This is a genomic window from Rhodoferax sp. (assembly GCF_023701345.1).
Lineage (GTDB): Bacteria > Pseudomonadota > Gammaproteobacteria > Burkholderiales > Burkholderiaceae_C > Rhodoferax.
On sequence record NZ_JAMPXE010000120.1, the window covers coordinates 1 to 9866 of the forward strand.

At 59.4% G+C, this 9866-nt stretch carries 10 protein-coding genes and 2 pseudogenes; 6 read left to right on the forward strand and 6 right to left on the reverse strand.

Going from position 1 to position 9866, the window contains the following annotated elements; genetic code table 11:
* Positions 1–176 precede the first annotated feature (176 nt).
* The 4 genes from rpsL to NDI87_RS14090 all read right to left on the reverse strand — a co-directional run bounded on the left by rpsL (position 177) and on the right by NDI87_RS14090 (position 3427).
* Positions 177–554 (reverse strand): 30S ribosomal protein S12, encoded by a 378-nt coding sequence (gene rpsL / locus NDI87_RS14075; protein WP_296275993.1) that lies wholly within the window; start codon positions 552–554, stop codon positions 177–179.
* A 125-nt stretch (positions 555–679) separates the two neighbouring features.
* Positions 680–1864: a D-alanyl-D-alanine carboxypeptidase family protein gene (locus NDI87_RS14080; RefSeq protein ID WP_296275994.1), complete on the reverse strand. Its 1185-nt coding sequence runs from the start codon at positions 1862–1864 to the stop codon at positions 680–682.
* 71 nt (positions 1865–1935) lie between these two features.
* A complete protein-coding gene (locus NDI87_RS14085; RefSeq protein ID WP_296275996.1) occupies positions 1936–2322 on the reverse strand; it encodes a (2Fe-2S) ferredoxin domain-containing protein in 387 nt (128 codons plus the stop codon).
* Between the two features lie 10 nt (positions 2323–2332).
* Entirely contained in the window at positions 2333–3427 is a 1095-nt protein-coding gene (locus NDI87_RS14090; protein ID WP_296276004.1) for a VanZ family protein, read from the reverse strand.
* Positions 3428–3729: 302 nt separating this feature from the next.
* Here NDI87_RS14090 and hemB point away from each other — a divergent pair, with 302 nt between their 5' ends.
* From hemB to NDI87_RS14120, 6 genes are read left to right on the forward strand one after another with little or no spacing between them, the layout of a single operon-like run.
* Positions 3730–4743 (forward strand): porphobilinogen synthase, encoded by a 1014-nt coding sequence (hemB, locus tag NDI87_RS14095; RefSeq protein ID WP_296275997.1) that lies wholly within the window; start codon positions 3730–3732, stop codon positions 4741–4743.
* A gap of 17 nt (positions 4744–4760) precedes the next feature.
* A complete protein-coding gene (locus NDI87_RS14100; RefSeq protein WP_296275998.1) occupies positions 4761–5924 on the forward strand; it encodes a magnesium transporter CorA family protein in 1164 nt (387 codons plus the stop codon).
* 29 nt (positions 5925–5953) lie between these two features.
* Positions 5954–6574 carry a MarC family protein gene (locus NDI87_RS14105; protein ID WP_296275999.1) on the forward strand — a complete coding sequence of 207 codons (621 nt, stop codon included), beginning with the start codon at positions 5954–5956 and terminating at the stop codon, positions 6572–6574.
* Between the two features lie 53 nt (positions 6575–6627).
* Positions 6628–7215 (forward strand): LemA family protein, encoded by a 588-nt coding sequence (locus tag NDI87_RS14110; RefSeq protein ID WP_296276001.1) that lies wholly within the window; start codon positions 6628–6630, stop codon positions 7213–7215.
* On the forward strand, positions 7212–8138 hold the full coding sequence (locus NDI87_RS14115) for a TPM domain-containing protein (protein ID WP_296276002.1): 927 nt from the start codon (positions 7212–7214) through the stop codon (positions 8136–8138). The genes NDI87_RS14110 and NDI87_RS14115 overlap by 4 nt, the downstream gene beginning before the upstream one ends.
* Positions 8138–8659: a TPM domain-containing protein gene (locus NDI87_RS14120; protein WP_296276003.1), complete on the forward strand. Its 522-nt coding sequence runs from the start codon at positions 8138–8140 to the stop codon at positions 8657–8659. The genes NDI87_RS14115 and NDI87_RS14120 overlap by 1 nt, the downstream gene beginning before the upstream one ends.
* A gap of 1 nt (position 8660) precedes the next feature.
* On the opposite strand, the pseudogene NDI87_RS14125 reads toward NDI87_RS14120, so the two are convergent.
* Positions 8661–9050: pseudogene (locus NDI87_RS14125) on the reverse strand (OmpA family protein); the annotation flags it as partial.
* A 198-nt stretch (positions 9051–9248) separates the two neighbouring features.
* Positions 9249–9794 (reverse strand): annotated as a pseudogene (locus NDI87_RS14130) (TolC family protein); the annotation flags it as partial.
* Between the last annotated feature and the right edge of the window lie 72 nt (positions 9795–9866).

The window sequence follows — 9866 nt, forward strand, 5'->3', positions numbered from 1 at the left end:
GGACTTCGCGACGACGTGGCATTTTTTCACCTCTATTGCTTCAGTTGGCGTTTTTTCAAACACCGCGAGAGTTAACAAATAAGACTCTCACTTACTCGACCCGAACAGTGGGTCACTACGTTCATTTCCTGCGCCACGCAGCAAACAAACACCTGTTAATTGAACGAACCAGCGGCTTATTTGACCTTGGGACGCTTGGCACCGTATTTGGAACGCGACTGCTTGCGATCTTTCACGCCTTGCAAGTCGAGCGAACCGCGCACGATGTGGTAACGAACACCGGGCAAGTCCTTGACACGACCGCCGCGAACAAGCACCACGCTGTGTTCCTGCAGGTTGTGGCCTTCACCGCCGATGTAGGAAATCACCTCAAAGCCATTGGTCAAGCGCACTTTGGCAACTTTACGCAAAGCCGAGTTGGGCTTTTTAGGCGTTGTGGTGTAAACGCGGGTGCAAACACCACGACGCTGGGGGGAATTTTCCATCGCCGGGCTCTTGGACTTGACGGTCTCAACCGCACGCCCCTGACGGATTAACTGATTGATGGTTGGCATTGAGCCTCCTAAAAACTAAACGTCCCTAAACGTTTGGAAACATGAAATAAACAAAAACGTGAATCCCTTCGGAAACTCCGAAAAGCCCATTACTATATCAGGTCGGGGTTCTGTGTGCAAAATTTTCATTTGATCCACAGCCGCAAGGCGTCCCAGGCACGCCCGATCACGCCAGCCTGCTCCACGCCCTGCAAGGCCAGCAATGGCACCTTGGCTACCACCTGGCCGGCGCTGCTGATCATGAGTGTCCCCACCTGCTGACCCTTGGTGAAGGGTGCAACCAGCGGCTCCGGCCTGGCCACCTGGGTCGTCAGCTTGGCGCCCATGCCGGCTGGCACTGCCACCACAATGGCTCGGGTCTGACCCAGCGCCACCGTGGCCGCCTTGCCCTTCCAGACCGCCGGAGTCACCACGGCCTGGTTGGCATCAAACAGCTTGACCGCTTCAAATGCGGTGTAGCCCCAGTTCAACAATTTCTGCGACTCATTGGCGCGCGCGTCTTCGCTGGCGGCACCCAGCACAATCGACAACAGGCGACGGCTTCCCAGCGCGCTGGGTGAGCCGGCAGGCGCGCCGACCTGGCCCAGACCCGGCACATCGCGTCGCGCCGTTGCAATCAGGCAGTAGCCCGCCGCATTGGTATGCCCTGTTTTCAGGCCATCGACGGTCGGATCGCGAAAAAGCAACAAATTACGATTGCTGTCATTGGCTGCGGGCGTGCCTTCGTAACGGTACTTTTTGATGGCGTAATACCCCACATACTCAGGAAAATCCCGCATCAACCGGGTCGCCAGAATGCTCAGGTCACGCGCCGTGGTGATATGGCCCGGCTCGGTCAGGCCCTCGGGATTTTTATAGCCCGTGGCCTTCATGCCCAATGCCTTGGCCTGCTCGTTCATCAACTGCACAAAACGCTCGACCGTGCCACCGACGCCTTCGGCCAGCGCCACGGTGGCATCGTTGCCACTTTGCACAATCATGCCCTTGATCAAATCCTCCACCGGAACCTTCATCTTGGGATCAATGAACATGCGCGAGCCCGATATTTTCCATGCACGTTCGCTCACGGGCAGGGTTTGCTTCAGATCAAACTTCTTGCTGCGCAGGGCGTCGAACACCAGGTAGGCCGTCATCAGCTTGGTCAGCGAGGCCGGCTCTACGGGGGAATCAATGTCTTGTTGCGCCAGAATCTGGTCAGCCGTGACATCCATCAACAAATAGGAACGTGCCGCAATTTCAGGCGCTTGCGGGGCTTGCGCAGCGGCAGACAGGCAAACCGCAGCCATCAGGGACAAAAGTATTTTTTTCATGAGCGTGCCGCCCCTCGTCAGCCGAGAGGCAAATCAAAAGTGTTTTAAATTAAATCGCAGCCAACGTCAGGCTAGCGCCCAAGATGCTCGGGCGTCAGCAGCCGCTGCACCACCTGGCCGTTTTTAAGATGGGACTCGACGATCTCGTCAATGTCGCTGGCATCCACATAGCTGTACCAGACAGCCTCCGGGTAGACCACGGCCACCGGGCCGGCGGCGCAACGATCCAGACAACCGGCCTTGTTGACGCGCACTTGCCCCGGCCCGGCCAGGCCAGCAGCCTTGACTTGCGACTTGCAGCGATCGAATGCTGCTACCGCATCATGCTGGGCGCAACACGCTTCGCCATTGCTGCGCTCGTTCAAACAAAAAAAGATGTGCCGCTGGTAATAACTGGCTGAAGGCGTTGGCGCGCTGCCAGCTTGAGCTCTGGAATGGGGTGGGGTCGAATTGGTCATGTGCCGGATTTTAGTTTTTTGACTCTTTGTCCCAGAGCAAACTCAGCAGATAAACCAGAGTTGCAAAAGGCCAAAGCCAGCCCAGCCATTGCACCAGGCCATGAAAACGAATGAACCGCCCCTGCTCCCACAGAAACAGGGTTTGCTCAAAATAAGGGCTTACCGACGTCTGATTCAACAAGCTCAGATGCACCCCCAAAGCCAACAGCGCCAGCGCGGCACTGGCCCGCCGCGGCACCCGCAACAACACCAGCGCAAGCACCGCGGCACTCATCAACGCCGCCTTGACCGGCGCACTGAGCCAGGCCCAGGCATGCTCGGGGCCGACGCTCAAGGCAGCGCTGAGTGCCGAGGCCCAGATGGCAAAAAAACACACCCAAAGCACAAACCAGGCGCGTTGACCGACCTTGCGAATAATGCAAAAACCCAGCAGGCACGGGATCAGCAAGCCCAGCACCACACACAACCACTCCATGGCAGGCAGCAGAGGCTGCAACGTCGCCTCACGCATCGGCAACCATTGCAGAAAAGGCATATCTGCCAGCACAACAGCCAACTTGCCTTGCAGCCGCTCAAACACCTGGCCCAGTCCAAGAGGAATCGAAGTGGGAAACAGCAAGGCCAAGGGCCACAGGGCCAGCAGCACCAGACCACCCCGTGCATCCGTCACAAACCAATGCGCCCTGAAACGGCTCCAGCGCTGCAGCACACCCAAACGCTCCAGGCTCCAGGCACTCATGGCGCCGAGTGCGCCACCAGCCATGTTCAGCATCAAGTCAAGATTGGAAGGCACCCGTTTGGGCAAGTAGACCTGGAGCGATTCCATCAACAGCGACAGCAGCAAGGCCGCCAGCACACTCAGACGCAAGGCAAATCGCGAACGCCCGGTACGCAACGCGCTCAGCATCAGGAAAAAACCGAGCGGCATGTAGCCGACAAGATTGGCCACCACGTCAAAAACGGTCCAGTACCTGGGTAGCGGCGCGGTCAGGAAAAACCAGGGTGCCACACCCTGGTCACGCCAACCCGCAAACGGAAAAAGACTCGCGTAAACAATCAGGCCCGCATAAACCAGTGCCAGTGGCCATGCCGAAGTCTTGTGCATCGACATCAGGACCTCAGACTGGGTTCAGCACAACCAAGCCGGCACACCAACGGGCGACAAAATGATGGAGAGACTTGATCCAGAGCATGAAGGTCGATCTGAACTTTAAAAAAAAACCCCAGCACAAGGGCTGGGGTGATAAGCCTATTTGCTGTCACACATCAAGGCCCCGCTCAGGGAGGAAAAGCGGGGAGCAGTAAACTGCCCGGCATGTAATTTAACAAAAAATATCCGTCTTTTCAAGCCAATGACAAAAAAAATGTCGCTACGATGACAAAACATTTTCAAACTGATTCAAAACCATGACCCACTTCGCCTCTTTTCCCCAAGGTCGGCCACGCCGTTTGCGCCGCGACAGTTTTACCCGCAACCTGGTGCGCGAACACGCCCTGACCCCGCATGATCTGATTTATCCCGTGTTTGTGGTTGATGGCCAGCAACAGCGCCAGGTGGTGTCCTCCATGCCCGGCGTGGAACGCCTGAGCCTGGACCTGCTGCTGCCCGTGGCCGAAGACTGCGTCAAACTGGGTATTCCGGTGATGGCACTGTTCCCGGTGATCGAGCAGCACCTCAAAACCCCCGATGGCCGCGAAGCGTTCAACCCCGACGGCCTGGTGCCACGCGTGGTGCGTGCCCTCAAAAAAGAGTTCCCTGAACTGGGGGTGATGACCGATGTGGCGCTGGACCCCTTCACCAGCCACGGCCAGGACGGTCTGCCCAGCCCCGACCCGGCCGAGGACGGCTACATCATGAACGATGAAACCGTCGAAGTGCTGGTCAAACAGGCCCTCACACAAGCCGCTGCCGGGGTTGACATGGTGGCACCCAGCGACATGATGGACGGCCGCATTGGCGCCATCCGCAACGCGCTGGAGGCCAATCACTTCATCCACACCCGCATCATGGCCTACAGCGCCAAATACGCCAGCGCCTTTTATGGTCCGTTTCGCGACGCCGTGGGCTCGGCCGCCAACCTCGGCAAGAGCAACAAGAAGGTTTATCAAATGGACCCCGGCAACAGCGACGAAGCGCTGCGCGAAGTGGCCATGGACATTGCCGAGGGCGCGGACATGGTCATGGTCAAGCCCGGCATGCCGTATCTGGACGTGGTGCGCCGCGTCAAGGACACGTTCAAGGTGCCCACCTTTGCCTATCAGGTCTCCGGCGAATACGCCATGCTCAAGGCCGCGGCCCAAAACGGCTGGCTCGACCATGATGCCGTCATGATGGAAAGCTTGCTGGCCTTCAAGCGCGCCGGGGCTGATGGTGTACTGACCTATTTCGCCCGTGATGCGGCCAGGTTGCTGCGCCAATAAACACACGCCATCCAGCCATGCGAATCTTCTCGATCAACGCCAGCTGTGCGACTGAAATCGTATCTGGCGAACTGCCTGGGGACTTGGCTTGCTTGCAACTGCCGGCGGCTGGCTACCTGTGGTTATCGTGCACCCGCGTTGAACTTGAACGTTTGCAAATACCGCTTCAAACGGCGCTGCAAACCCTGTGCAAACTGCAATTGCTCGACCTGCACGTGTCGGACCTGCTGAATGCGCAACTGCCCTCGCGCTTTGATTTCACTTCGCAATACGACCTGCTGGTATTTCGCGGCCTGGCAAGCGCCAGCGCCCCTTCGGACACGCCCGCCAGCCAGCCACTGAAGCACTTGCCCAAACGTGGCGGCCCACCCATCTTGCGGCGCATCGACACCAGCGCAGTCGGTTTTGTGGTGTTTGACCGCGTCTTGCTCACGGTCCACCCCGCCGAGCACAACCTGCGCGATGTCTACGCCGGACGCCTGCTGGCGACCAGCGCCACCGATGCGCCACAAAATGCGGTGCTTGGCACACCCGACGGCCGATCCACGGGCGCACGCGGCATTCCCGCCAACCCGGCCGACCTGATGCTGCGCATCGTCAACCAGATGGTGGACGGCTATCTGGCGCTGCGCCGTGAGCTCAGTCAACAACTTGACCACTGGCAGGCCGAACTGCTCAACCCAAAAACCCGCTTCAACAACTGGAGCGCCCTGCTCAGCGCCCGCTTGTCCCTGCACCATCTTGATGAAATCTGCGAAGACCAGCGCTCAGCCATCCAGGACTGGATCGAAACCCTGAAAAGCTGGCCGGATCACGACGAGCTGGTGAGCAAACACCAGCGCGACCTGCTGCATGTGCGCAGCCGTGACGTGCTGGAACACATTGAGCGCGTGTTGCACCATGTGCAACGGCTGGAGCAAAACGCCGAAACCACGGTGCAAATGCACTTCAACGCGCAAAGCCACCGCACCAACGAGATCATGCGCACACTCACCGTGCTGACCGCCATTTTTCTGCCGCTTAACCTGATTGCCGGCATTTTTGGCATGAACTTCGAGTTCATCCCGCTGCTGCACATGAGCAATGGATTCTGGCTGGCCATGGTGTCGATGGGGCTGACAGCCGCCGGCCTGGTGTTGTTCTTCTGGCGCAAGCGCTATCTGGAACGTTCGTCGCACTGAACCACCCAAGCTTTCGAGAAAACACAGCCATGGACCTCAAACCTCTCGTCACCTTGCTGGCCCTGGTGAATCCGCTGGCGATCGTGCCATTTTTTATCCACTACACCCAGGACTTCACGCGTGAGCAGCGCCATCGCACCATCTGGATCGCCTCGTTCAGTAGCTTTGTGGTGATCGCCACCTGTGCCCTGATGGGCCTGCACATCCTGGAATTTTTTGGTATTTCGCTGGCCAGTTTTCAGGTCGGTGGCGGCATGTTGCTGCTGACCTCTGCGCTGGCCATGCTGAACGCCCAGCCAGCCGAGGCGAAATCCAACGAGGAAGAAATGCACGACGCCGCCGCCCGTGCCAGCATTGCCGTGGTACCCCTGACCATCCCGCTGCTGACCGGTCCGGCCACCATGTCCACGGTGGTGATTTATGCCGACAAGGCCAAGACATTCTGGCAACTCGGCACCCTGGTCGGTTATGGTGTGGTCATTGCGCTGGCCACCGCCCTGTGTTTTTCGCTGGCCAACCCGATTGCGCGGGGACTGGGCAAAACCGGCATCAACGTCATGACCCGGCTCATGGGACTGATTCTGGCCGCGCTCTCGGTCGAAGTGATGGCGGACGGGCTGATCAAGCTGTTTCCCATCCTTGCAAAATAGCTGGCCACGCCCCATCTCGTGGCTGTACTGTTGATTTTCTTGTGGAGGTATTTATGAAACGCTGGTTTTTGATCTTGATAACCGCCCTGACCCTGACGGGCTGCGGCTACAACGACTTCCAACGCCTGGACGAGCAAACCAAATCGGCCTGGAGCGAGGTGCTGAACCAGTACCAGCGCCGCGCCGACCTGGTGCCCAACATTGTGGCCACGGTCAAGGGCGAGGCCGCTTTTGAGCAGGAAACGCTGACCAAGGTGATTGAAGCGCGGGCCCGGGCCACGTCGATCCAGGTCACGCCTGAAACCCTCAACGACCCGGCCGCCTTCAACAAATTTCAGGCGGCCCAGGGCGAACTGGGCTCGGCCCTGAGCCGCTTGATGGTGGTCGCTGAACAATACCCCAACCTCAAGGCAAACCAGGGTTTCAGTGACCTGCGCGTGCAACTGGAGGGCACCGAAAACCGTGTCACAGTAGCGCGCAACCGCTACATTCAGGCGGTGCAGGAATACAACGTGCTGGCGCGCAGCTTCCCCAGCAACCTGACGGCCATGGTGTTCAGCTACACGCCCAAACCCAGTTTCACGGTGCAAAACGAAGCGGCCATTTCAACCCCACCAGTGGTTGATTTCAACAAAAAATGATGGCATTGCTGCGGCTGATGCGTCACAGGCTACCGCTGACCCGATGGTTGGGATCGCTTTTGCTGTTGTGCCTGATGGGCCTGGGCGCAGCCCGGGCGCAACAAGCCGTGCCCGCCCTGACTGGCCATGTGGTGGACACCTCGGGCACCCTGGCCGCTGCCCAGCGTGACGCGCTGGAAGCCCGATTAAGCGCCTTCGAACAAGTGCGCGGCTCGCAGGTGGTGGTCTTGCTGGTGCCCAGCACCCAGCCCGAAGACATTGCCGCATATGCCAACCGTGTGGCCAACAGCTGGAAAATTGGCCGCAAGGCCGTTGGCGACGGCCTGCTGCTGATTGTTGCGGTGCAAGACCGCAGGCTGCGCATCGAGGTGGCCAAAACGCTCGAAGGCGCGATCCCCGACCTGGCCGCCAAACGCATCATTGACGAGGCGATCACGCCGCGCTTCAAGCAAGGCGACTATGCTGGCGGCATTGATGCCGGTCTCACGCGCATCATGGGGCTGATCAGCGGCGAGGCCTTGCCCGAACCCAACCGCAAAGCAAGCAAAGATGCTGCTGGCTTTGACTGGATGGAGTTGGGCATCTTTTTGTTTGTCGCCGTGCCGGTGATCGGAGCTGTGACCAGGCGCATGCTGGGCAACCGGCTCGGTGCCGTGGCCACGGGCGGGGTGGCCGGTGGCATTGCCATGCTGCTCACCGCCAGCCTGCTGATTGCCGGGCTGGCCGCTGTGGTCGCCCTGATCTTTACCCTGCTGCAAAACACCCCCGGCTTGCGCAATAGCGGCTTGCACCGTGGTGGCCGCAACACCGGTTGGGGCCATGGCGGCGGTTTTGGTGGCAGCGGTGGTGGCTTTGGCGGTGGTGGTTTTGGCTCGGGCGGAGGTGGTGATTTTGGTGGCGGTGGCGCCTCGGGAGACTGGTGATGTGGACACGTTTAAGCCGAATTTTCAAACACCGCTGGAAAAGCGATGACGCAGCCCGGCGCGCCATACCACCAGCACTGCTGGACAAGCTGGCCGCTCAAGTGGCACAAAGCGAAGCCGGCCACAGTGGTGAGATTCGCATTTATGTTGAAGCCGGCCTGCCGCTGAGCTATCTGTGGCAGCCCGACAGCATGGCGCACATCACCCGCGAGCGGGCGCTGGCCCTGTTCGGCAAACTGCGGGTATGGGACACCGCGCAAAACAATGGCGTGCTCATTTACCTGTTGCTGGCCGAGCACCGCATCGAGATTGTGGCCGACCGGGGCTTGAATGAGCGGGTTACCGCAGACACCTGGCCACGCCTGGTGGCAGGCATGAGCACCTCGTTCAAGGCCGGTGCTTATGAAGCCGGCCTGACACAGGCGGTGCAGCAGGTGACAGCGCTATTGCAACAGCACTTTGCGCTGCGAGCCGGACAAAGCAACCCCAATGAGTTGCCCGACACGCCGGTATTGAACTGACTTACTTGCCCGGTGCAGGTGCTGCCATCGACTGCACCGACACCTCCACCCGGCGGTTTTTGGCACGTCCCTCAGCGGTGGCGTTATCGGCGATCGGCTCGGATTCACCCTTGCCCACCGCCTGCACACGCTTGACATCCACGCCTTTGCTCACCAAATAAGCTTTCACGGATTCAGCGCGCGCCACCGACAAACGCTGGTTGTAGGCATCACTGCCCACGCTATCGGTATGTCCGGTTGCAATCACCACGTCAAGCGCCATGCCCTTGATCTTGGTCACCAACTCGTCGAGCTTGGCGGCACCGTCCACCTTGAGTACCGACTTGTTGAAGTCAAACAACGCATCTGCGGCCAGATTGACTTTGGTCGCAGCAGGAGCTGCGGCGGCGGGTACGACGGCACGTGCACGCGACGGCACCACAGCTTCATTCTTTATTTTTTCCAGCGTGTCCACCATGGTCTCGTCCAATGGGCACAGTTCGGCTGGATCAATGCCAGCACGGTCCTGACCCGCATCCTGTGCGCTTGGCAGATCTTGACGCGGCACACCCAGTGTTGATACCAACTGTCCCATGCCGGCCAGCGTGCGCGCCTGCGCTGTGGCCTGGTTGTAGCGCGCGTTGATGTAAGCGCGGGTGGCTTCAAAGTATTCGTTCTGGCTGTCCAGCAAGTCGAGCAGGGTGCGTTGGCCAATGTCGAACTGCTGGCGGTACGCCTCGCGTGACTTCTCTGTGGCCAGTCGGTGCGCGTCCATGTAGCGCAACTGTTCGTCCAGGCTGCGCACATCGCTGTAGGCGATCGACAAGGTCTGGCGCACATCGCGGCAGGCTTTTTCCTGCAAGTCGTGCGCTTGTTCCCTCTGGTCGATGGCCTGACGCTCACGGGCCTTGTCGGCACCGCCACGGAACAGGTTGTAGTTCAGCACCAGCTCAATCCCATTGACCCGTGTGTCACCAGAGATGCCGCCGGTGTTTTTGTCTTTGCTGGCGTAGGCGCGCAGGTCAACCCGCGGGTAATAGGCGGCTTTGGCGGATTCAATCGCTGTTTTGTAGGCACGCACGTTTTCTACAGCAGCATTCAGGGTGGGGCTGCCCTGCAAGCCATCGCGCATCAGGTCAGTGGTTGAAGCGGGCATGGTTCCCAGCTTGAACGGCTCAGGAAAAGCTGGCAGGTTGGCTTCTGGCTTTTCTCCCACCACACGCAGATA

What these genes read in the sequence shown, in the direction of transcription:
- NDI87_RS14120 (WP_296276003.1), top strand. Translation starts at nt 8,138, where the DNA reads ATGTGGACACGTTTAAGCCGAATTTTCAAACACCGCTGGAAAAGCGAT.
- NDI87_RS14080 (WP_296275994.1), bottom strand. Translation starts at nt 1,864, where the DNA reads ATGAAAAAAATACTTTTGTCCCTGATGGCTGCGGTTTGCCTGTCTGCC.
- NDI87_RS14100 (WP_296275998.1), top strand. Translation starts at nt 4,761, where the DNA reads ATGCGAATCTTCTCGATCAACGCCAGCTGTGCGACTGAAATCGTATCT.
- NDI87_RS14085 (WP_296275996.1), bottom strand. Translation starts at nt 2,322, where the DNA reads ATGACCAATTCGACCCCACCCCATTCCAGAGCTCAAGCTGGCAGCGCG.
- rpsL (WP_296275993.1), bottom strand. Translation starts at nt 554, where the DNA reads ATGCCAACCATCAATCAGTTAATCCGTCAGGGGCGTGCGGTTGAGACC.
- NDI87_RS14090 (WP_296276004.1), bottom strand. Translation starts at nt 3,427, where the DNA reads ATGCACAAGACTTCGGCATGGCCACTGGCACTGGTTTATGCGGGCCTG.
- NDI87_RS14110 (WP_296276001.1), top strand. Translation starts at nt 6,628, where the DNA reads ATGAAACGCTGGTTTTTGATCTTGATAACCGCCCTGACCCTGACGGGC.
- hemB (WP_296275997.1), top strand. Translation starts at nt 3,730, where the DNA reads ATGACCCACTTCGCCTCTTTTCCCCAAGGTCGGCCACGCCGTTTGCGC.
- NDI87_RS14105 (WP_296275999.1), top strand. Translation starts at nt 5,954, where the DNA reads ATGGACCTCAAACCTCTCGTCACCTTGCTGGCCCTGGTGAATCCGCTG.
- NDI87_RS14115 (WP_296276002.1), top strand. Translation starts at nt 7,212, where the DNA reads ATGATGGCATTGCTGCGGCTGATGCGTCACAGGCTACCGCTGACCCGA.